19 protein-coding genes are annotated in these 23,343 nt (G+C 49.2%); 11 read left to right on the top strand and 8 right to left on the bottom strand.

The window, feature by feature from the left end; translation table 11 throughout:
• Positions 1–6: 6 nt before the first annotated feature.
• The 3 genes from Q0986_RS08485 to Q0986_RS08475 form a co-directional block, all read right to left on the bottom strand.
• Positions 7–999 (bottom strand): hypothetical protein, encoded by a 993-nt coding sequence (locus Q0986_RS08485; protein WP_299407921.1) that lies wholly within the window; start codon positions 997–999, stop codon positions 7–9.
• Between the two features lie 194 nt (positions 1,000–1,193).
• Positions 1,194–1,799 (bottom strand): GerMN domain-containing protein, encoded by a 606-nt coding sequence (locus Q0986_RS08480; RefSeq protein WP_299407918.1) that lies wholly within the window; start codon positions 1,797–1,799, stop codon positions 1,194–1,196.
• Between the two features lie 302 nt (positions 1,800–2,101).
• A complete protein-coding gene (locus tag Q0986_RS08475) occupies positions 2,102–3,904 on the bottom strand; it encodes a proline--tRNA ligase (protein WP_299407914.1) in 1,803 nt (600 codons plus the stop codon).
• Between the two features lie 126 nt (positions 3,905–4,030).
• Between Q0986_RS08475 and Q0986_RS08470 the strand changes: the two genes are divergently transcribed.
• On the top strand, positions 4,031–4,786 hold the full coding sequence (locus Q0986_RS08470; RefSeq protein WP_299407911.1) for a HEAT repeat domain-containing protein: 756 nt from the start codon (positions 4,031–4,033) through the stop codon (positions 4,784–4,786).
• Here the strand turns inward: Q0986_RS08470 and Q0986_RS08465 are convergent.
• Entirely contained in the window at positions 4,763–6,280 is a 1,518-nt protein-coding gene (locus tag Q0986_RS08465) for a pentapeptide repeat-containing protein (protein WP_299407908.1), read from the bottom strand. The genes Q0986_RS08470 and Q0986_RS08465 overlap by 24 nt on opposite strands.
• Positions 6,281–6,700: 420 nt before the next feature.
• On the opposite strand from Q0986_RS08465, the gene Q0986_RS08460 reads away from it, so the two are divergent.
• The 7 genes from Q0986_RS08460 to lptC all read left to right on the top strand — a co-directional run bounded on the left by Q0986_RS08460 (position 6,701) and on the right by lptC (position 13,281).
• Entirely contained in the window at positions 6,701–7,489 is a 789-nt protein-coding gene (locus Q0986_RS08460; RefSeq protein ID WP_299407902.1) for an ATP-binding cassette domain-containing protein, read from the top strand.
• Between the two features lie 46 nt (positions 7,490–7,535).
• On the top strand, positions 7,536–8,765 hold the full coding sequence (locus Q0986_RS08455; protein ID WP_299407897.1) for an MlaD family protein: 1,230 nt from the start codon (positions 7,536–7,538) through the stop codon (positions 8,763–8,765).
• Between the two features lie 48 nt (positions 8,766–8,813).
• The gene (locus Q0986_RS08450; protein ID WP_299407894.1) at positions 8,814–9,014 is read left to right on the top strand and encodes a hypothetical protein; all 201 of its coding nucleotides are present in this window, start codon (positions 8,814–8,816) and stop codon (positions 9,012–9,014) included.
• 157 nt (positions 9,015–9,171) lie between these two features.
• Positions 9,172–9,630 carry an anti-sigma regulatory factor gene (locus Q0986_RS08445; protein WP_299407890.1) on the top strand — a complete coding sequence of 153 codons (459 nt, stop codon included), beginning with the start codon at positions 9,172–9,174 and terminating at the stop codon, positions 9,628–9,630.
• Between the two features lie 175 nt (positions 9,631–9,805).
• Positions 9,806–11,410 carry a methionine--tRNA ligase gene (gene metG / locus Q0986_RS08440; RefSeq protein WP_299407887.1) on the top strand — a complete coding sequence of 535 codons (1,605 nt, stop codon included), beginning with the start codon at positions 9,806–9,808 and terminating at the stop codon, positions 11,408–11,410.
• A gap of 109 nt (positions 11,411–11,519) precedes the next feature.
• Positions 11,520–12,152, top strand: coding sequence for an NYN domain-containing protein (locus tag Q0986_RS08435; RefSeq protein WP_299407883.1), 633 nt, complete (start codon positions 11,520–11,522; stop codon positions 12,150–12,152).
• Positions 12,153–12,183: 31 nt separating this feature from the next.
• Positions 12,184–13,281, top strand: coding sequence for an LPS export ABC transporter periplasmic protein LptC (lptC, locus tag Q0986_RS08430; RefSeq protein WP_299407876.1), 1,098 nt, complete (start codon positions 12,184–12,186; stop codon positions 13,279–13,281).
• A 28-nt stretch (positions 13,282–13,309) separates the two neighbouring features.
• Here the strand turns inward: lptC and Q0986_RS08425 are convergent, their stop codons facing one another.
• Entirely contained in the window at positions 13,310–14,596 is a 1,287-nt protein-coding gene (locus Q0986_RS08425) for a D-alanyl-D-alanine carboxypeptidase (protein WP_299407871.1), read from the bottom strand.
• Positions 14,597–15,016: 420 nt separating this feature from the next.
• Here Q0986_RS08425 and Q0986_RS08420 point away from each other — a divergent pair, with 420 nt between their 5' ends.
• Positions 15,017–16,294 carry a hypothetical protein gene (locus Q0986_RS08420; protein ID WP_299407864.1) on the top strand — a complete coding sequence of 426 codons (1,278 nt, stop codon included), beginning with the start codon at positions 15,017–15,019 and terminating at the stop codon, positions 16,292–16,294.
• Between the two features lie 52 nt (positions 16,295–16,346).
• On the opposite strand, the gene aroA is transcribed toward Q0986_RS08420, so the two are convergent.
• Positions 16,347–17,693: a 3-phosphoshikimate 1-carboxyvinyltransferase gene (aroA, locus tag Q0986_RS08415; protein ID WP_299407856.1), complete on the bottom strand. Its 1,347-nt coding sequence runs from the start codon at positions 17,691–17,693 to the stop codon at positions 16,347–16,349.
• 98 nt (positions 17,694–17,791) lie between these two features.
• Between aroA and Q0986_RS08410 the strand changes: the two genes are divergently transcribed.
• Entirely contained in the window at positions 17,792–17,968 is a 177-nt protein-coding gene (locus Q0986_RS08410; protein ID WP_299407850.1) for a hypothetical protein, read from the top strand.
• A 296-nt stretch (positions 17,969–18,264) separates the two neighbouring features.
• Complete coding sequence (gene yidD / locus Q0986_RS08405) at positions 18,265–18,753, top strand: membrane protein insertion efficiency factor YidD (protein ID WP_299407847.1); 489 nt, start codon at positions 18,265–18,267, stop codon at positions 18,751–18,753.
• 258 nt (positions 18,754–19,011) lie between these two features.
• Here the strand turns inward: yidD and Q0986_RS08400 are convergent, their stop codons facing one another.
• Positions 19,012–21,879 carry a DAHL domain-containing protein gene (locus Q0986_RS08400; protein ID WP_299407844.1) on the bottom strand — a complete coding sequence of 956 codons (2,868 nt, stop codon included), beginning with the start codon at positions 21,877–21,879 and terminating at the stop codon, positions 19,012–19,014.
• Positions 21,876–22,898 (bottom strand): cytochrome-c peroxidase, encoded by a 1,023-nt coding sequence (locus Q0986_RS08395; protein WP_299407841.1) that lies wholly within the window; start codon positions 22,896–22,898, stop codon positions 21,876–21,878. The genes Q0986_RS08400 and Q0986_RS08395 overlap by 4 nt, the downstream gene beginning before the upstream one ends.
• Positions 22,899–23,343: the final 445 nt, after the last annotated feature.

Raw genomic sequence — 23,343 nt, 5'->3', positions numbered from 1 at the left:
CTGACTTCACGGATTGGCGATGGATGACGGGGTGGATTGGCGGAGCTGCAACGCACTTTGCTGAGTGGCATGTAATTGCCAAATCGCTAATCCACCTACCAGAATGGTACTTACTAATGAACTCATCAACACCTTATTTTGAGTTTTTAAGCGGTGAATTTGGTGAATTTGCTGCTCTAAAGGGGTGGGTAAACCTGTGGCTTTAGGAGACGTTGTCACAGGAGCGGCGATTGTTTCTGGCGGTTGATGAGTGGACGGTGGAGCAGCAACAAGAGGCTGAACAGCACCGCGCTTGGCCTCTTCAGAATCATCTACTTGGGTATCTGCAGTAGGAACGGAGCCTGCTCCATCGGCGGGTGATCCAGAATTCAGTTGAACATTGGTGTTCTCTCCAACTGGTTGTGATTCCACTTGGACCTGATCAGCAGAAGAGACGGTTAGGGGTTGATGGTCTTGAGGACGGGAAGCTGCTCTGTCATTGAGGTCAACACCCTCGATATTAGGTATATCCTCTTGAGGCACAGCAATGTCGATAGGTTGGGATGCGGCTGTTACTTCTGAGACAGGAGCGTTTCCATCATCTGTCTGATGTTGAGGGTATGGGGGACCCTGGGCTGGGGTTTCTGTCGCGATCGGGGTGGGTTCAACCTGGGGCGCAGCCTCTTGCGGTTTGACGGCCTTTGCTTTAGGCGCAGGAAAAGCCACCTTCCGCGTTAGCCAATTGACAATTAACTCAGGACAGTTTTTCTTAAACCAGTAGTAGCCATAGCGCTTAGCCATCGGCTTCGACATCCCCGCCAGATTTTTAGTGAGCTGGTTTAAGGACTCGTTTTGAACCTTTTTATTAATAAAATTAACGGTGCCCACATCGTAAAGGCATTCAATCATCAGCTTGATTGTGGTTTCTTCATTTTCAGTGAGATGTTGCAGCAGGATGAGTACATCTTGCATCCGCTGCTGCTCCCGTTTTTTTTCTTCGGGGCTTTTGGAAACCGTCATAGACTTGGTTCTGGAATGGAAAATGGGGATATCGCTATTATGGGCGGCACGAGAGTGATCCGTAAACTGACCTTAAGGTAGAAAATGTCACAGCTCATTCAAGGTCAGTTGCTCTCGACCCAAAACCAAGCGCCTAAACTTAGGATTCCCAGAAGCCAGCAAAACTCACGAATAGCTGCTAAAGAGACCATGGTCTACAAAGAGAAATTCTTCTCAAACTCCTTGCGAGTCATCGGTTGTGAAACAATTAATCCTTCACCGGATAAAACCTCCAAGGGTTCTCCATCCACGGAAATCCAAACCGCCTCTTGCGGATCAAGACTGCTAGCCGTGTAGACAATTTGTCCTAGGCGAGCCTGCATGGATTTGGTTCCCCCACCTGTGGTGAACTCTCTTGATAAATCAATACGTACGCCATCCTCTTGTACTTTCAGGCTATTTAGCTGAGTTTTTTCAGGGATTGCATTGGTTTTATCGGCGTTGGCCGGTCCTTCCAATAATCGTTTAAAGGCCGCCATTAATTTCTCTTCAGACGAGGCATTCTCTAAATTATCTAGGGGAAGTTTAGTGGGTTCTAAAGCCAGCTGTTCTTGATCTTTATAGGCAATCCAATAAACGGCCAGTTCAGGCTTAGTCGCAGGGGGTTGAGGATCGGTTTGTTCTGGAGAGGGAGAGCTCGTCGGCGAGGGGCTAGTTTCTGTTGAGGTCTGTTGTGGCTGGCAACCAAATCCTCCCACAACTAAGGCAACGCCAACCAGCCCCCCCCAGAACTTCCTGCTTTGGTACCGTAGTTGTGCCATTTTGGGACTTTATCCTCTATGAATACTTTGGTTTGAGTGGGGAGAAAATAGGGCGATTACGTCTAGCCTAACTCAAGGAATTTAATCTGGGTTTAGGGGTGGACACTCTTATGGAATGACACGATGCGGTCTCCAGGTTCTGAAGCTTGCTACGCGCAAAAGATAGGTCAATGTTTTGGCATTTCAACAGAAGTAAAGACTAGAACTATTTTTATAGAATGAGCCTTTGTGTAGACGAATTTGCAGGGGATTTAGTTCCAAGGGTTCAACCGTCTAAAAAAGGCTAAATCAAGCTGGAATCCTTAAGCAGAAATCGCTTGGGTTAAATATTTTTTGAGAGTATGTAAAACTTGATCGAGGTCAACTTGATGAGCATCATGGGTCGCTCGCTCGACCAACTCCACCTTCCCTTCTTTCAAGGAGCGCCCCGTGACAATCCGATAGGGAATTCCAATTAAATCTGCATCTTTGAACTTGACGCCAGCGCGCTCAGTGCGATCATCCAGCAGGGTTTCTATGCCAGCAGCATTAAGCTCACGGTAAAGTTTTTCCGCCGCTTCCACTTGAGCACTGTCTTTGCCATTGGGAATAATGACGATGGCTTGGTAGGGTGCGATCGCAGCTGGCCAAACGATTCCATCTTTGTCATAGGACTGCTCTACGGCTGCTTGCGCTAGGCGGGACACGCCAACGCCATAGCAGCCCATCACTAAGGGTTGCTCTTTACCCGCTTCATTCGTATAGGTCGCCCCTAACGCCTGGGAGTACTTCGTCCCTAATTGAAAAATATGGCCAATTTCAATTCCACGCGCCGTCTGTAGGGTCTGCTTCGGATCGTGTACGGCTCGATCGCCGACCAGAGCCGTGCGAATATCTACGACCTGTCTAGGTAAGGGAATATCGGTTTTCCAGTTGACCCCGACTTGGTGAAAACCTACCTCGTTCGCCCCCGTAACAAAATTCTTGAGGTCTACCGCCGTTTGATCGACTAAGCGGATAAATTTACCATGCACCTGTTTGAATTTTTGAATATAGCTATCTGCTAAATCAGGGGCAATATATCCCAGGGGTAGGGGCTGGCTTGCCCATTTGGTCTCCCCATCTGCCACAGTCAAGGCAATCAGGGCTTTGCCTTTCACCACGTCGCCTAATTTGACTAGCTCATTCTGCAACTTCACTTCATTAACGGCTTGATCGCCCCGTAGACTGACTAAAGCCAAAATCATCTGACCGTTGTCATACACCGCTTCATACAGCACCGTTTTAACCACCTGAGTGGGGGAGCATTGCAAACTATCACAGAGTTTGGCAATGGTATCGGTCCCTGGTGTTTCCCGCTTTTCTAAGGACTTAAAGGCGGAAGGCTCCGCATCCGCTGGCAAAGACACCGCTTTTTCCACATTGGCAGCATAGTTGCCGTCTTCGGTATACAGAACCTCATCTTCTCCCGCTTCAGCGAGGACCATAAATTCTTGGGATCCAGATCCCCCAATTGCCCCTGAATCAGCATCTACGGCCCGATAGGCTAAACCACAGCGGCTCAGGATATTGCAGTAAGCCTCATGCATTTTGCCGTAAATGGCCTTGAGATCGGCTTCATCGGCAGAGAAGGAATAGGCATCCTTCATAATGAATTCTCGTCCCCGCATCAGGCCAAAGCGGGGACGAATCTCATCGCGAAACTTGGTTTGAATTTGGTAAAGATTGAGCGGCAACTGACGATACGAGCGAATCATATCCCGTGCGATCGCAGTGATCACCTCTTCGTGGGTGGGACCTAACCCTAATTCCCGGTCTTGACGATCCTGGAGGGCAAACATAATTCCTTCAGCTTGGGTATACGTGTCCCATCGCCCTGATTCTTGCCATAATTCAGCCGGTTGGATTTGGGGTAACAAACATTCTTGCGCTCCAGCCGCATCCATCTCTTCCCGTACAATCTGGGACACCTTTTGCAATACTCGCCACATCAGCGGTAAATAGGCATAAATGCCACTACCCACTCGGCGAATATACCCAGCCCGCAGGAGTAATTTATGACTCGGAATCTCTGCTTCCGCCGGGTCTTCTCGCAGCGTCACAAACAGCATCTGAGATAGCCGCATGGTATCCTCTTTAGCTTCAGTTTTGCCTTATCAGTCTAGACGATTACCTCTTGTCTTTACGCTTGGGATCGAATCAATCCCAGTTTTGGCCTGACCAGAGGGGTTCAGTGTTGTACAGTTACAATTATGTATAACGAAGAAGACCTCAGCCTCCTAGATGATGAGGACAATTTAGAAAGCCCACTGGATCAGATGGCCGCTGTCGATGATCCCGCTTCAGAACTGGCTAAACCGGATGTCGAGGAGATGTTGCGATGCCTGGAATCTCCTGATGTCTCCCAGCGGATGATTGCCACCCGCGCTTTTTGTGAACTGCAAGATGCACGGGCTATTCCTTACTTAATTCAACTTTTAGCGGATGCTTGCCCCTTGATCCGGGTGAGTGCAGCCTACGCTTTAGGACGCAATCCCAGTGATAGTGCGGTTCTTCCGCTCATTCATCAGTATGACCAAGATTGGAATGGTTACGTTCGCAAAGGCGTGGTATGGGCCTTAGGCAACTGTCGCGATCGGCGTGTACTGGCTCCCTTAGTGGATGCGTTACAAAACGATATTTCGGCCGTCCGTCTATGGGCAGCCAGCTCACTGGGGCAATTGGCCGACGTCGGAAGTGATACCGCTGAAGCGGCTATTCCTCCGGTGATTCAGGCGCTCCGTACCGAACCGATGGCTCCGGTACGGAGTAATTGTGCTTGGTCTCTCGGGCAGTTAAGTCAAGCCACCTCTGGTTGTCACTATGAGGATGCTGTAGCAGCGATGATCAGTGCTCTCCGTGATCAAGATTTAGGTGTTCAAGAAGACGCCAAGAGTTCGCTGCTCAAACTGTCTGATCGCAAAGGGTTACAGGCCATCGAAGAACTAGAGAGTATGAGGCTGCTTTAGTTCTTCGAACTGACTGATAGTAGAGGGGCTAACCTCGGTATCTGGCAAGAAGACTGAACGATACTGGTGAGGTTGTGCCAATGCGCTTTGCTGAAGGACGACGGCATTATCAGGGGTTAAGGCTTCCATCGTTAGCGTTAAGAAGTCGAATAATCGATTAATGGATTCTTGATGTCCATATTGTTGTGGATCCAGCTTAGGTAGGGGTTGGGCAATCACTTGAGCTTCTGTCGGTTTGAGCATTCTGTAGGTGTCTTCATACACTCGCCAAATGTCTAACCGCAGCTGCTCCTTGTCTAGATCAGCGGCAGTGGTTAATCGCAAGAGGACTGTACCATCCTGTTTGTGCTCTAACCGTTGAATTTTAATTGGTCGGTAGGTGGGTTGAGCTTGCAGCCACTGCAGACTATACGTTAACGCGGCCCAATGCACATCTTTAGGCAGCCCTAAGTCAATCGTCGCTTGAGCAGACACAAACCAGTGGCTGATTTCCCCTCGTGTCAAGATCCCTTCCTCGGGAATTCGCTCTTGTTGATTGTTCCGTAAATAGGCATAGTCACACCTCACATCCGTAAGTGTGGTGGATGGACTCGGAGAAATATCCTCCAAACATGCTCCTGTTAGTGTGGCAGCCGAGAAATTGGTTGAGGATAAACGGCTGCGCGTAAAATTGACGTCGCTGAGATTGGCTTGTTTGAGTGTTGCGCCTTGGAGATCTGCTTCACTCATATTTGCAGCGGGTAGGTTGGCCCCAGATAAATCCGTTCTCCGCAGATCTGCCCGACTAAAATTTGTCCTAGCACACTGCCCCCCTTTGAAGCTGGCATTCCTTAAATCTGCACCTCTGAAATTCGTTTCGATGGTGGTACTTTTTCCGAAATTTGCGCCTCTTAACAGGGCTGAGCGGAGTTGAGCAAAGCTGAGGTCTGCCTTGCTTAAATTTGCGCCGATTAAGTTAGCCTCTTTTAAACTGGCTTCACTCATAAAGGCCCGACTCAAATTTATATGTTGTAAGAGCGCAGCATCCAGCTTGGCTTGCGTCAAATTGGCCTTAATCCCATTTGCCTCTGATAAATCAGCCTTATGCAGATTGACTTGCCGCAAATCTGCATAGGGTAAGACGGCTTGAACCAACGAAGCCTCGATCAGAATGGCTCGATATAGCGTGGCTTCAATGAAGGTCGCTCCCTGTAGCCGGGCAAAACTGAGGTCTGCCTTCGTCAAATCGGCTCGACTAAAATTGGCACGATTCAGCTTGGCTTCACTCAAAAAGGCATGACTGAGATCGCAACCTGCCAGATAAGCGCCACTCAAGTCGGCCAAACTGAGATTTGTGCGACTCAAATTAGCATTGATTAAATTAATGTCTTTGAGATCCAGTTCGCTGAGATCTGCTCCGCTCAGATCGGGTTTGACTCTTGGATGTTGCTTACGCCACTGATTCCAGTGATAGGCACCCTGTTTAATCTGTTTCAAATGGTGAGTATTAACCATAGCGGGGGATTAGCATATTGATTGTCATCGGCATCCTCAACCTTGATATCTTGAGCCGATAGACTGGCAAGCCGTCATCCCCCGATTCAGTCTCAAGATCGTGTTTTATCCAAACCGACCAGTACACTGGCGCTAAGCTTGGTATCCCCCAATCAGGTTTGTTCTAACTTGTAATATAGATTACAACTCTATATTGCCCTATTTTGATTCTGATGCAAGTTCAAGCGGCCAAGGTCTAAGGAACGGTGTTTTTTCCTGGCTTATCCTATAGAAATCTTAAAGAAGACCTCATACTTGCGAGTGGGGTTCCCCCCCGATTCAACATTGCGGCCATCCTCTCTAGGCCGGATAGAAAAATTTAGATACAGTAGTGTTATTAAGTCGAAGTTGCTGTTCCTTTGGGCATATTGATATCGTTTTATGACCGAGCCCTTCATCGAACTCAAAGGCATCTGTAAGGCTTTTGGCAGGCATGTAGTGTTGAATGGGGCAAATTTAACCATCTATCCCGGCGATGCCCTGGCAATTTTAGGCCCTTCAGGAACTGGCAAATCCACCATCTTGAGAATTATTGCGGGTTTATTGGCGCCCGATGAAGGAGAGGTTTACATCAATGGTCAGCGGCGCTGTGGCTCATTGGATAACTTTGACAACCCGATTCGGATGAGCATGGTGTTTCAACAGGCCGCATTATTTGACTCTCTGTCTGTGGAAGAGAATGTGGGATTTTTCTTGTACCAGAATTCTGGGTTACCCCGACAACGGATTCGAGATTTAGTCAATGAAAAACTAGAAGTGGTCGGTTTACCAGGGATTGGCCATTTGTACCCTGCGGAACTCTCTGGCGGCATGCGCAAGCGGGTGAGCTTTGCTCGGGCCATTTTAGATAATCCTGATGACGAATTAGATGATCCCAAAATCTTGCTTTATGATGAGCCGACGGCTGGACTAGATCCGATCGCTTCCACGATGATTGAAGACTTGATTTTGGAACTCCAGCGCTCCTCGGGTTGCGACACCTACGCCATTGTGACCCACCAAAACAGCACCATTCGCCGTAATGGCAAGCGCTTAGTCTTGCTTTATCAAGGACAGGTGCAGTGGCAGGGCCAATGGCAGGATATCGAAACATCGGATAACCCTTACCTGCTCCAGTTTATGAGTGGTAGTGTCCATGGCCCGATGGATTTGGTTGGAGATTATCTATAAACAGTCAACAGTTCACGTTAGCTAAAGCTAGTGATGAGGGATATATATGAGAACGCGAGCGGTACGGGAAGGATCAGTGGGCTTGTTAGTGATCTTTGGGTTAGGACTCGTCACCAGTTTAATCTTTTGGGTGAGAGGCTTTAACTTTGGGGGTAAATCCTACACGCTGCAAGTGGAATTAGTGGATGCACTGGGATTAAATATCGGTAGTCCGGTTAAGTTTCGCGGGGTGAAGGTGGGGCATATTACTCAAATGCACCCCCAGACTGAGCAGGTAATTGTTGATGTCAAAATCACCTCCGGTTCAGTCTTGATTCCCCGCCAAACCAAAGTTGAAACCAGTCAGTCAGGATTTGTAGGGCAAGCAGCACTGGAATTCCGGCCTGCTGAGCTAGACTTACAGGCAACGGCCTTAGAGGATTTAAGCCCGTTTGCCCCTGACTGTGATCCACGGCTGATTCTCTGTCAGGGCGATCGGCTCGAAGGAGTCTCTGGCAATAACTTAGAAGAGCTGATTCGGGCAACGATGCAAATTGCTAATCAATTGGGAGGGACCGATCTCAAGGCCACCTTAAACAATCTTTCTCAGGCAGCCGTCGATGTTAGCCAACTGAGCAAGGATACAAAGGTTGCCCTGAGGGATGTCTCTCTGACGGCTCGTAGTGTTCGCCAACTGAGTGTGAAAACTCAGCGTCAACTACAACGATTTGGAACGGCTGCTGATTCAGTGACCGCGGCGGCCCAACAGGTGAATCAGTTGGGGAGTGAAGTGAATACCCTCGTGCGGGTGAATCGAGGAACCTTGGTTACCTCTTTAAATAATTTACAAGAGGCTAGCCAAGAGCTAAAAGGGGTCGTCAATGGCTTAAGTCCTGTGATCAGCCGGGTGCATAAAGGCCAACTGTTGGATAACTTGGAGCAATTGGCGGCGAATGGTGCCGAGGTGTCTCAAACGCTTAACACTTTGACTACAGCGATTAACACCCCTTCGACGATGTCTGAACTCACCGAGACCGTAGACTCAGCTAAGCAAACGTTACAGAATGTCCAAAAAATCACGTCTGATTTGGAAGAGATTACGGGAAATCCGGAGTTTCGCCAAAATTTGATTCGTTTAATTAATGGTTTAGGCAAGCTTTTGTCCTCTAGTCAGGACTTGGAGCAACAAATTCAGGCAGTCCAAGACCCAATGGTGACGCCAATAGAGAATGCTCCGTCTTTCCCTGACCAACCTTCTATCCCTCAGTATGGATATACCGCGCCTGTGGCTGAGTGAATGGTACGGTAAGTATTGGCCGAGCATACACTGCAGGGAGCCTGCTCTATGTCTTTTGATCGCTCACAATGGATTGCTGTGATTACAGGTGCGATCGCACTCTTATTAGGAATTGGCTATTTGTTGCTTGTCCAGTTACTCGACGCGCGGGGAGAAATGCTACCGGCTCCCATCAGCACCCTGCAAATGGCTGAGGCCATCGGACTACATCGACTCTTGGCCCTGATTTTGATCAGCCCAGTATTGTAAATACGAATTCTGTTCGCTATATTGGTAGTAGATGAGATAAATCTAAATAATTCATTAATTGTTTTTAGACTTCATTAATCCAGCTTCTCAGTTCGTTAGACCGGTGCCATGGCGCACGTTTGCAGACAACATAGAACACAACACTGGAATTAACTGAGTGATCGCCCCTTCGCTGCCGCCCAAAGCTCATCGCTGGCAACAAGTCAGTTTTGCATCAACCCTATACCTCTGCCCCATCTTAGACTGCTTATTAGCTGATGTTCCGATCAAAGATGAAGCAGCATTGAGGCTCGGGTTGCAAGAAGCTTTAGTCAATGCTGCTAAGCATGGAAATAAGCTCGATCCGTATAAAACTATTTTCGTCCACTTTTCCGTTAGTCAATCTCAGTGTTGGTGGATTATTACCGACCAAGGTGCAGGCTTTACCCCTCCCGATTACTGCCAGATTCCGCCGCCCCCTCAAGCTATGCCGGAAGCAGGCTGTGAATGTGGTCGAGGGCTCTATATTCTCCACCACGTTTTTGATCAGGTGTATTGGAATAGTGATGGGACTGAATTACGACTCTATAAAGCCATCAAGTCCTCAGCACATGATCGTCTCGCACTCCAGTGTTGATGGAACCGTTGCCAAAGCTGGCGTTCGTCAGTCTATGATTTCGTTAACGTTGAGACCAGCCCCTCATTGGGTGGTTAAACGTTATACCTAATAGGTGGGACTTCGAATTGGTCCCACCCTCTTAAATTGCTCATGTATGATGGAGGTCGGCAATCCCGATGCTCTTCTTTGGCCTATGACTTCTGGTCCTATTCAACGTTTTGCGCTGACCACACCGCTCTATTACGTTAACGATGTCCCCCATATTGGCAGTGCTTATACGACGATGGCGGCCGATGCGATCGCACGGTTTTATCGCTTCCAAGAACATGAAGTATTGCTGATCACGGGCACAGACGAACATGGCCAAAAAATTCAGCGCACTGCCGAGCAGCGAGGGAAAGCCCCCCAAGCCCACTGTGACGAAATTGTTGCTAGCTTCACAGACCTATGGCAACGCCTCAACATTCAATACGATCGCTTTAGCCGCACCACCAGCCCTCGCCATGCTCAAATCGTCAGCGAGTTTTTCCAGCGGGTTTGGGAGAATGGAGACATCTATCAGGGACATCAGCAAGGTTGGTATTGCGTCGGCTGCGAAGAGTTTAAAGAAGAACGAGACCTAACCGACGAAAAGCACTGTCCCATTCATAAGCGTCCAGTGGAATGGCGAGATGAGCAGAACTACTTCTTTCGGCTGTCGAAGTATCAAGATGCTCTCCTGCAATTTTTTGCCGATCATCCAGACTTTATTCAACCCGCCAGTCGCCGCAATGAAGTGCTCAGCTTCGTGGAACGAGGCTTACAAGACTTTTCCATTTCTCGAGTCAACCTCGATTGGGGATTTCCGGTTCCCACCGACGATCAGCATACGTTATATGTTTGGTTCGATGCCCTGCTCGGCTATGTAACGGCGCTGCTCGAAGAGGATGCAGAACCCACGTTAGAGAATGCGTTTCGGCAGTGGTGGCCGATCAATCTCCACTTGATTGGTAAAGATATACTGCGATTTCATGCGGTGTATTGGCCGGCCATGTTGATGTCAGCTGACCTACCCTTACCCGATCGTGTCTTTGGTCATGGCTTCTTAACAAAAGATGGACAGAAGATGGGGAAAAGTCTGGGGAATACCCTGGATCCCGTCGATTTAGTCGATCGTTATAGTGCAGATGCGGTGCGCTATTACTTTTTAAAGGCGTTAGAGTTCGGTCGGGATGGCGACTTTAATGAAACTCGATTTATTGACGTGATCAATGCCGATCTGGCCAATAGCTTAGGCAATTTACTCAATCGCACCCTGAAAATGGCTGTGAAATATTGTGATGGCCAAGTCCCTGAAATTGATCTGCAAGCCATTCCCGAGGATCATCCCTTAGCGAAATTGGGCCGAGAAGCAGGAAATCAGGTGGCAAAAGCTTACCAAAACTTAAATTTTAGTCAAGCTTGTCATGTTTCTCTGAGCCTGGCAAAAGCTGGAAATCAGTTCATAGACGAGCAAGCACCTTGGTCTCTCTATAAAAAGGGTCAACAAGGCGCCGTCAACGAGATCCTTTACACCGTTTTAGAATCGGTTAGACTGTCAGCATATCTTCTGGCTCCGGTTATTCCTAACCTAAGTACCAAAATATATCAACAGCTAGGGTTCGAGCTGGATTTGAATGTTAACCATGGGGGAAATGGGATAAGAGTAGCTTTGTATTCTATTCATGGCCATTGGGGAGCCTTACCAGCAAACCAAGTTTTAGGGACTCCTCAACCTGTTTTCCAAAAATTAGAGCCTTTAAAAGCTGCAGCGCCCTAGCATTATTGCTGTCTAAACCGTCCCCACTTGAGAATTACTCAGGGGTGCTGCATCGATTTAGTCAACCGACTTAAGAACTGAATTTTTAATACCCGAGGCTTTAATTGCAATGATTATCAATCCAGATATTGACCATAACCCTGTATTTTCAGCAGAACAAGTTTTGGAAAACCGTGGACGCATTGCGATTTTTATCGATGGGTCCAATCTGTTTTATGCCGCTCTCCAGTTAGGCATTGAAATTGACTACACCAAGCTATTGTGCCGTTTAACGGCTGGTTCACGGCTATTGCGCTCTTTTTTCTATACAGGCGTGGATCCCACAAATGAGAAACAGCAAGGATTTTTGTTGTGGATGCGTCGCAATGGCTACCGCGTCATTACCAAAGAGTTAGTGCAGCTTCCTGATGGCTCCAAAAAAGCCAATTTAGATGTCGAAATTGCCGTAGATATGATGTCCTTAGTGGGGTGTTATGACACTGCCATCTTAGTCAGTGGTGATGGTGATTTAGCTTACGCGGTCGATGCTGTCAGCTATCGAGGCATTCGCGTAGAAGTGGTGAGCCTCCGCTCCATGACCAGTGATAGTTTGATCAATGTGGCCGATCGCTATATCGACTTAGAAGGGATCAAAACCGATATCCAGAAAGCCTCACGGTCTGGCTATACGTATCGCCCTCTATCGGGCATTAGTATTGCTGACCCAGAGACCGAGGACGTCATTGATCCGGCCTTTGACTAATTTTGACGCATCGGGTTAATCCGCTCATGTCGTGCCATCGCTAGCGATCCAACGCCCCGCTGTCTGGATGTCCGTGGGACTTGGCCTAATGGCCTGTACACCGATTGCACCGTTACCCTCTGGCTCTGATCGTCCCCAAACCACTCTCAAACAAGTCCTGCTGCAACGCACGGATCGCCAAGGACAACTCCTGTGGAGATTACAGGCTGATCAGGTGATCATGCGTGATCCCCAGGTCATTCACCTGCAGCGGCTGCAGGGTACCTTTTATCACAATCAAGCGGCAATTTATACCCTCACAGCGTCCCAAGGTAAGGTCTACCCCTCGTCTGAGGCCATCCAATTAGAGGGGCCGATTGTGCTTCAGGATAGGCGCGATCGCAGTACCTTACACAGTGAAAATATCCAGTGGAATCCTCACTCAGGACAGCTCATCGCCACATCCGGTGTTCGTCTCGATCATCCCCAAGTCAATCTTCAAGGCCAACGCCTCCAGGCTTCCACTCAGACGGATCACGTCCACATCACGGGGCAGGTGGTTGTCTATGCTCCTGAGCACCAGTTGCAATTACAGACGCAACAGCTGACTTGGTGGGCTCGCCAGCGCAAAGTTCAGGCACACAGTGGTGCCCAGACAGCGGTCAAACTGGTGTCGACATCAGAGAGGACCTGGCAGGAGGCTGAGGCCCAGTGGGTAGAGATACATTTGCCCACTCAGCAAGTGATTCTCCAGCAGGCCGTTCAGATGAAGTTTACCCAGGCCAATATTCAACTCCGCAGTGCCAAAGTAGTTGGGGATTTAGTCAGACAACAATGGCATAGTCCTGAGGGAATCCAGATTCGATATCAAGACATGACGGCGACAGCGGTTCAAGGCTGGTTAGATCGCTCCCAAACGCTACAACTACAAGATCAGGTCCAGCTTCAGGGCCTACCGAATCAAGCCCACTTAAATTGCCAACGGTTAACTTGGAATCTTGCGACTCAGGACTTGAAGGCGCAAGGCAATTTAGTGTATCAACAAGCGACCCCTCAGATAAAACTGACTGGGGCCAGTGCCTTGGGGAATCTCCAGCATCAAACACTGGCCATCCAAGATGGGGAAACCGTGGCTGAGATTTTGCCCTAGGAATTTCAGGGTCTGGATACCAATAGTTTTAGGGTTGCTGAGAGATAACTTGGTTTCGTTCGGGATTGCCGAGTTGAGGCATCGGTCGACTGGGCTGCAACTCGGGAAGACGTCCAGGCGCAGCTCCCCACCGTTGAGTAACTTGCTGGAGAATTCGATCTTGATCCTGGCGAAATCCTGCGATATTCTCGCCTCGGTTGATGATCGTAAACCAAACAGGCCCTAATTTCTGAGTGGGAATGACCCCTGCGAGCGCACTGACATCCCAGAGGGTGCCGGTTTTGACAATCGCAGCTGTGGGCAGATGGCGATCCTCAAGGGTACCCAGATCACGACTGGCGACGGGAAAAACATCGGCAAGGGTAAGTTGATGTGCTTGTAATTCTTGTTGAATCCCTTGTAGCAGCGCAGTAACCGCTCGAGGCGAAAGACGGTTGTCTTGACCGAGGCCCGACCCATTTTGTAACAGGACTTCTCGTTCAGGAACTCCCACTGCAGTGGTCACTTGGGTTACTAAGGCTTGTGCCCCTCCCATCCCGCTGGCAAACGCTTCTGCCAAGGCATTATTACTATTCACATTCATTTGTTTAAGCAAGGCATAGAGGGGTAAAGACTGATGCTGCAACAATTGTCTAGATTGCGGTGGGTAGGGAGTCCATTGGACTGACCCGGTAATGGTTAGGCTTGACGTTAAAGCCGCTGCAGGGGGAGGAGGCGTATATCGGCTTTCCTCTTGAGGCTGAAAGGTTTGGCCATTTAATCCTTGACGAAGCCGTTCTCCCACCTGAACTGGATTCGACAGAAAGTCAATGGTAAAGGGACCCACCAGGATTAAGTTGCCAGATACCTGCTGAATCCCCATCTGATTGAGACTATGGCCGACGCTGACGGCTTCTGGCCCCACAAACAAAGGGTCACCGCCTCCTACAAGGACTAAGTCCCCTCGCAGAATGCCGTTGGTAATCGGTCCTGTAGCCCTCACTTCAGTCGTAAAGGTGTGATCAGGTCCCCATGTTTTCAGCGCAGCCAGCGTTGTGGCGATCTTGGTGAGGGAGGCAGCAGGTAACGGCTGGAGGGCATTCTGGTTCGCCAATAATTGCCTTTGAGTCTGCAGCCAAAACCCCTGGTCAGTGGCGGCAAACCCCTGGGTGGATAAACGGGCGATATAGGTTTGCCACACCTCTACAACCGCTGGATCTGGAGAATTCATTTGCAGCAGATCCAGCATATCTAAAGACGGTACGGTTGGAGGGGCTAGAATACCAGCGGTGTTTAACCACAAAGGGATCAGCCCCGTGCTAAACAGTTGCAGCATGATCGGACCTGCGGTAAATTCTCAACGCCAACAGTGGTGTCTGGCCGAAATGTTGAATCTTTATGAAACTCATTTTTCACCTTCCTTCCTCATTCTGAAGTCGCTTATGCTTCAATACGATATCTCTCTTGTTGAAGGGTAAAGACATGGGCCAAAATCTGACAAGTCTTGTTCTCTCTCCGATCGCAGTGTGAGGGTGAGGGGCAGCCGATCCTTCTCAGTGAATAGATGGTTCCGTTACATGCCGGGGTGGCTTTTCACCGGATGGGTGTCAGAAAACGGGTTTTACCTCAATTACAATAAAAAGAGAATTGTCTACCAAAGCTATCAATATTGTGTTTCAGTCAGTGATGAGCACGATTGATGCTTAGCAGTTGTGTGTAGGGCAGTATAATTGAGCATCCTATAATAGGAGGTTGTATGCAAGATTTGAACAGTAATTCAACACCAGACCTGGAACAGTCGATCAGCTCGAACGGTAGTTTGCAAGTGGTGGAATATGTGGTTGCCGCTGGGGCTGTTGCAGGGACTGTGGCGACCTTTTTGGTCAACCAGGCCGCCATTGTAGCTGTTCCTTTAACCGCATCAGTCTTCCTCAATTTGATCAACCGGCGACATTGGGATCAACTGACGCATGAACGGACCTTTTCGGATACGACAGAAGTACAACGGCGGCTGACCGCAGAGATTCAATCGTTGCGATCGCAAGTGGAAGACCTACCCGCCTTCCAAGAACGGTCTGATTACAACGATGTCAAAGTTTCCATCACCTCCTTATCCGCCAGCGTCTCTACTTTAGAGCAACAAATGATGAATGTTCCTGCAGGAGATCAGCCGCTGGAAGCCATCAGTGCGATTGAAGCAGAAATTAATCAACTGCGAGAATATCAGATTGATCTGACCCACTCCATTGAAGCCTTACAAGGCCAAATTTCCAGTGATGCCGAAGGGGTTAATTTTCCGGATAGCATTCACCAAGAACTGACAGCGTTACAAGAGGCGGTTGCACAACTCTCCCCCCCCACCGCAGAAGGGTCATCGGGTGACATCAGTTCTCTGAAAGACGAACTACAGTCCATGCTGTCACCTGTCCAGCAGCAGGTTACGGATCTGTCGAATCGCCTCGAACATCAAGGCGCAACTGCCACATCGCCACCGGAAGAGCAGCTGGCTTCAGTCTACGGGCAAATTGACGATGTCAGAGTCAAGATGGATACGATGCTGGCCAATATCTCAGAAGAAATGGAAATTTCCCGAGCGGCCATGGAAAATACCCAGCAGCAGGTGAATGAAGTCCAACATCAACTCGGCGTGGTGCGCGAGGAAGCAACGAACACCACCGGCGTTAACACTGAGGACTTCCATCAACAATTACAGACGGCCATCGGTCCTCTCCAAGATCAAATCGGTGAGTTAGAGAATCGGATCAGCACCCTGCCCACCCTGGATCCGGCCATGACCCAAGGACAAGAAGAACAGCTTCAAGGGTTGCAACATCATCTTCAGGATTTAAGCAACCGTCTGGAAACAGTTTCAACTCAATTCTCCACCGAAATGGCCAATCTACCGAATATGGTTGATGAGCAGGTCCAAAGCCGCGTCAGCGCCATCCAAGCGCAAACGGTGCCACCAGGCGATGAATCAGCCAAACAGGACAAGTTGTCTGAGCTAGATTCGCTGCTGGCCGATTTGTCTTAAGGTCTTTGTCTTAAGGTCTCAGTGCTGTCGCACTATTCGCTTTAGCAACGGACTAGGACTGCCAGAGCTGTTGGAGGGTGCTGACAAAATTGGGATAGGAGATAGCAGCCGCTTGGGCCCGGTGAATCGTGGTTATTCCTGTGGCCTTGAGAGCAGCAATCGCTAAACTCATGCCTACACGATGATCCCCAAAACTATCCACCGCTGCTCCCTTTAAAGAGGCGTTGCCCTGAATCTCTAAGCCATCGGGTTGTTCCGTAATCTGAGCCCCCATCTTTTGTAGCTGCGTCGCCATGGCTGTCAAACGATCGCTCTCTTTGACCCGGAGTTCTGCGGCATCTCGGATCACCGTCACGCCTTTCGCAAACAAAGCGGCCACCGCTAGAATCGGGATCTCGTCAATTAATCTGGGGATCACCGCACCTGAAATGACCGTGCTCTGAAGCTGGCTGTGCCGAATATGAATATCGGCCACTGGTTCTCCTGCCACGGTGCGTGGATTGGCCAGGGTCATCTCTGCCCCCATCTGCTCTAGGATGTCTAAGACACCGGTACGGGTAGGGTTAACGCCTACATTTTTAATCCAGACATCCGAACCGGGGACAATGGCAGCAGCAACCAACCAAAAGGCAGCCGAGCTAATATCTCCCGGCACAACAATGGCCTGGCCTTGAAGTTGGGCTGGGCCGGTGACCGTGACGCTATAGGTGTCAGGATCAACGGCAATATCAGCACCAAAGGCGGCAAACATCCGTTCTGAGTGATCTCGGGATAAGGCAGGTTCCGTGATCGTGGTTTGCCCGACCGTCATTAATCCCGCAAACATCAAGCAAGACTTTACCTGAGCGGAGGCAATCGGAGAGTGGTAATGGATCGGCTGCAGATGTTGTCCTCGAATCGCTAGCGGGGCCAGGGTATCGCTTTGTCGTCCCCAAATTTGGGCTCCCATTTGTTGCAGTGGCGTTACCACTCTCGCCATCGGCCGACTACATAGGGACGTATCGCCGGTGACTGTAAACACGCGATCTGGGTGAGACGCTAAAATCCCTAACATCAGACGGAGGGTGGTGCCGGAGTTGCCAGCATCTAAAACGCCTGTGGGCTCTTGCAACTGCCCTAACCCAATGCCTTGAATCTGGACTTGTTCACTATTGAGTTCAGAAATCTGGGCTCCCAACGCCCGAAAACAGTTGGCCGTACTGCGGGGATCTTCGCCCAACAGCAATCCTTGGATCGTCGTTTTACCTGAGGCTAATGCCCCTAACATCAAGGCGCGATGCGAGATCGATTTATCTCCAGGAATGGTGGTTCGACCCTGCAGAGACCCTTGCGGTTGGATCACCCAGGTGGTGTGGGCAGGATTTGTGGCGGCGTGAACGGTCAGCACATCAGTAGACATAGGGCAGGGTCTCAAGCGAGAAGAATGGCCAACCGCCATCCTACCGTGTTGGGGGGAAACGGTTGCTTTTACAATGTCAGTAGGTCAAAGGAAAAACCATGCATCCCTCGCTAAAAAAGCAGCTTATTCTGGTCTTGGTGGGCTGCGTTGTCCTGACGGTTGGGTTTGGGCTACTGCTCTCGGTCGCCGTCAATCTGAGCTTACAAGGTCTAGAGCAACGCCCCGATCTGGAGATTCTTCCCCCGGGTGCAGGCGAGTCTACGACACAGCCCTGATCAGGGGGTTGGCCCGGTTAAGTCAGCCCCTGCGTTCATATCCTTCCCACCCAATGGTGTGCGCGACAACTCACAATCGGAGAATGGGTCAACATCAGTGCCTGAGATGCATGGGTAACAGGTAGGAAAAGCGGTGCTGTTCTGATCAAACTAACCGATAGCCTCTGCCTTAGAAATTTGAGACATTCATCATGGATAGCAGTGATCGTGCGACTGCCCCCAATACGAATCTCGGAGTGCTAAGGTGGTGCAGGCTATTGTCCTTGGCCTAAATTTCTGTTTTGAGCCTCTGATTCGTGAGTAAAGGCATCTTATCTCGCTCTGCTGCTGTAATGATTCCCCTTGCACAAAGAGCAGAGCATTGGCACTTCAATTCCATGTTGCGATCGCTCCTAGTATTCAGCATTCGCGATTATCAACGCTACTTATCACCTCACAAGGGATTCTCCTGCGCCCATCGACGGGTTTATGGCGGTGTCTCCTGCTCAGAATATTTGCGGCGATCGGTTCAGAATGAGAGCCTAGTGGATGCCTTATCCCATTTCCAACAGCGATTGCGGGCCTGTAAACAGGCCAGTCGCATCTTCAATGCTGGTCACTCACACAGACGCCGTAAAAAACGAGAAGCATGGGGAGACTGTGGAGCAGGATGGTGTGATAGTAGCTGTATTCCACTAGATGTTTGTGATCTATGTGATTTGGACTGTGATCTAAGTCCGGATTGTGATGCCCTGGAAGGACTGGATGGCTGTATTGATTGTGGAGAATGTGATTGTGGCTGGTAGTTCGGCAGAAACGATCAGTTCATCCAGGATAGGAGTTTGGTAAACGCCGAGAGGATGTCCTCCTTCCTTACTCAGTCATAGAGCCCACATTCAGCAGGTCAGGCTTGACTCAAAATAATATTCACGAAATGGCAAGGGTTACAGCAATCACTAATGACAGCATTGTCAACAGATTTCTGCTATTGAGAAATGCTGTGGTGTTTCATGTCAGGTCCGAATATTTTGAAACCTTTTCAGAGTAGAGGTTTTAAGATTTATTCAGAAAATTTCTTTTGCACCTGCTGAATGTGGGATAGAGGGTTGTTGTATCACTGTATATCGATCCAGTGCAGCCTTCAGTTCTTCGCTCCGAATTGGCTTGCTGACATAATCATGCATCCCCGCCTCCAAGCATTTTTCCCGGTCCCCTTGCATGGCATTTGCGGTCAAGGCAATGATATAAGGCTGTGTCTCGGATGGCCAGGAGATTTGGATGTTGCGTGCAGCCGTAAGGCCATCCATCTCTGGCATTTGCAAATCCATCAACACTACATCGTATGGTTGACGGTGTAAAGCTTCTAAGACTTCTACGCCATTATTGGCGACATCCGCTTCATAGCCCATTTGTTTGAGAATGAGCAAAGCGACCTTTTGATTAACCACGACATCCTCTGCCAGCAAAATCTTTAAGGGCTGGGGGTTCGGAGCCGATGGCGTATGAATCGGCTTAGTGCGTTCGACTGGATCAGACGGTTGGGTCACCGCTCTGACTAAGACCTCACCTAACTGCAATTCTTGAATGGGTTTATTCAATATTGCGAAGAAGTAGCTTTTATCGGTTGGGGTTGCGATCGCTTCCACGCCTAAGGAACTGAGCATTACTAAAGGTAACTCCTGATATGGCTCAAGCCTATGGATGTGCTTGGCCAGGGTGAGACCATCCATCTGGGGCATTTGCATATCGATCACAGCCACATCAAACTGAGGATGCTGCTTTAATGTTTCGATTGCGGCTGGTCCCCCTGATGCTGCTTGAGCGTGCATTCCCCAGATATCTGCTAGTAAGGTCAGAATTTTGCGGTTGGTGAGGTTATCATCGACGATCAGGATCCGCTTCCCCTGGAGCTTGTCTTGCACCAGATGAGACGAATCGTCGATATCCGCAGCCACCTGGGCTGAAATCGTGAAAGAGAAGGTAGACCCTGCCCCAACTTCACTCTCAACCCAGATGCGCCCCCCCATCAGCTCACACAATCGCTGACTAATGGCTAGGCCCAAACCCGTTCCCCCGTATTTACGGGTTGTGGACGCATCAACCTGGCTAAAAGATTTGAATAACCGAGCCATCCGATCTTGGGGAATCCCAATCCCCGTATCTTGGACGGAGAACTGAAGGAGGCGAGGATGGGAAGGATCCTGATTTAGATTTTCTGCATCAATCGTGCTCTCAGGGGTAACATCCTTCACATGAACGATTACCTCTCCCGACTCCGTGAACTTAACGGCATTCGAGAGCAAATTTACTAGGACTTGACGGAGCCGCGTGATATCCCCCACGATGCCACAGGGAATCTCTGGTTCCGTCAAATAGGCCAGCTCTAATCCTTTTTCAAAGGCTCTGGGAGCCACTAACTTCAATGCGTCTTCAATACAAAGTTTTAAGTTGAAGGGCTGCGCTTCAATGTCTAGTTTCCCAGCTTCAATCTTGGAGAAGTCAAGAATATCGTTAATAAGACACAATAGCGCATCTCCACTGCTCCGAATCGTATCGACAAAATCCTGCTGCTGAGGAGTGAGGGACGTATGGGTGAGTAAGCTGGTCATCCCAATCACAGCGTTCATCGGTGTCCGTAGTTCATGGCTCATATTGGCAAGGAACTCCCCTTTTACTTGGCTGGCTTGATCAGCAGCGTCTTTTGCGGCTTGTAATTCCGCATTGACTTGTTTGAGGTTGTTCTCAGCCTGCTTGCGACTCGTGACATCTTGGAAGAACAAGGACAGTCCATCTACACTGGGAAAAATGCGAACCTCAAGCCAACTCTGATGAGGGGGGTAGAAAACCTCGAAGGACTGCTGCGCCTGCTCCTGGAGTGCAGTTTGATAAACTTGCCGATGTTTGAGACCTAACTCATCAGGGAAGATCTGCCAGAAATCCTGGTTGAGAAGATCTTGAGCATCATGCTGGAGAATCTCCGCCGCCTTGGGGTTAATGTAGCTCACCTGCCATTGGGGGGTCAGGGCAATAAAGGCATCGGTTAGACTCTTGAGAATCCCCGATAGGCGTTGTTGGGATCGTTGTTGTTCTCTAATCAAACGCTGTTGACGCTTAATCACCAGATAGGCAATACCGCCTGCGATCGCCAGCAGGTAGCCAAAACTGAGAAGGCGATAGATCTCAGCTCTTTGCACAGCATCTTGATAATGCTTTGTGTAGGTTCTCTCTAAACTGCCAATGGCTTTTGCCGTCGGTAGCTCCAGAATGCGTCGTGTCAGTCTATCGACCTCAAGTCTGTATTTCAGAATAATGCGGGTGTGAGCGACGGCCAGCAGAATACGGTCAGAGGCTTGATCCGGTTCGGCAATGCTCAGTTTCTCTAACTGGCTCATCTGGTTCTCGATCTGCGGGACTAACGCCTTATCCGTAGACAGACTGTAGAGCAGCACGTTGTCCAACATCGCTTGTAATTGTGATGTCTTGCGCTGGGACAGATGCTTGTATCTGCCGCCTTGACGAACTTCTTTGACCAACTCGGGCAAATAAGTTAATGAATTTTTGAGAACAGCATTATTCGATTTAAAGGCTTCCAGGAGTTCTTCTTTGTGGCGAAAGATGTTTTGATTGTTCCGTAGCTGCCGTTGTAGCGCTTGCCGATTGCCAATATAGCTAGGAATTTGCTCTACTTTTTCTTGTAGGCTAAGCTGCTCTGACAGAGATCGTACCAACGGATCATAGGAGGTGAGCAGGGCATAACGGGACTTGAGGACGCTTTTATTAAGGGTTGTATCGGTAATGAGCTGTTGAGCGATTAAGGTGCGATAGCGTTGATGACGTTGGCTATCAACAGATAAACTCTGCGTCACCAGCCCACCCAAGAGCATCAGGGTAATACCCCCACCGAGGATCTTCTGGAACGGCTGATAGCTCATGAAGGGACCTCATTGAGTTCACCACTTAGCGTTTGAAAGAACTGAATGATTAGATCCACATCGTTTTGGTTGGCTTCGCGACCCAGTTGGTACCTGATCATGATTTTGATGGCCTCGTCTAGGGTTTTGGCGGAGCCATCATGAAAATAGGGAGCTGTTGAAATAACATTCCTTAAGCTCGGAACCTTAAACACATAGCGGTCTTTGGCCTTCCCCGTAACGTTATATCGTCCCCAGTCTGCCTTTGATTCGTTCCCTCGATCCTTGATGTAATCTCCAAAAATGCCAAACTTCTGATACATATTGCCCCCTAACAACATGCCTTGATGACAAGCGACACACCCATAGGCCTTGAAACGCTGATAGCCTTTTTTCTCTGTATTCGTTAAGGCATGGGTGTTCCCCCTCAAAAATTGGTCAAAGCGAGCATTGGGGGTGTAGAGGGAGCGTTCAAAGGTTGCGATCGCATCTTTAATATGGTCAGCAGAAATGTCTTCGTGATAGATCTGGTTAAAGGTGCGAACATAGTCAGGGGACTGGTTTAACCTCTCAATAATCTCTGGCCAGTTTGACCCCATTTCTGTTTCATCATGAATGGGGCCATCAATTTGTTCTTCTAGAGACGCAGCCCGACCATCCCAAAACTGCTTAAACTGGAAGCCAGAGTTGAGAACAGTCAGTGCATTTACTGTCCCTATTTGGCCGTTGACACCGCGGGACCGAGAACGACGGTCGACGCCCCCCGTTGCTAAGTTGTGGCAGCTTGCACAGGAAACGGTGCTAGTCCTCGACAGCTTAGGATCATGGAACAACTGCTTCCCCAAGACGACCTTTTCTAAATTCAGGGAGAGATGCAGAGGAATTGGTTCAATAGGCTGATCTTCTGCGGTGCGCGTTGTCAGATCCCATTGAGCGGATACGGGCATCTTAACCACCAGTGACCATTGCCAAGACAACAGAATCACCAAGGAAAATAAGATAACCATTAACCAATGACGTTGCCGATGGATTCTGCCCATGCCCTATCCCCCTGGCATTGAGATTGACTCAATTTTCAATTGAGATACTGTTCTGTTAACAGCGTCGATCAAGCTAGCAATTCTTGTCTCGACCCTTCATCCTCATAGTCTGCCCAAAACCTCTTCAACCTTCGCGCCGATGGATGACTAAAAATCTTGAAGCATCGTTGGTCTTTGTTTTCAGACTGTTGAAGCGGGGGCAAGAGACCAACCTGATGGGATTAAGCTTTTGGGTATGAGTCTCTTAAAGGCTTCTCTAAATTGGCAGCAACAATAGCTCTGGCAATATCCACCTCCCAGACAATGCTTGCTACCGCAGTGGTCAACAGGGGATGTAATGGAGGTTAACCCCACCTATTTTTACCAGAGTCCAGCTATTAAAGACCTCACTCCCCAAGTAGAGGGGAGGATTGGGTATCTTCCCAGCTATTTTAATGGGGTAGCC

Source organism: Acaryochloris sp. IP29b_bin.148, assembly GCF_028285565.1.
GTDB lineage: Bacteria > Cyanobacteriota > Cyanobacteriia > Thermosynechococcales > Thermosynechococcaceae > Acaryochloris.
This window is presented reverse-complemented; position numbering and strand designations above follow the sequence as displayed.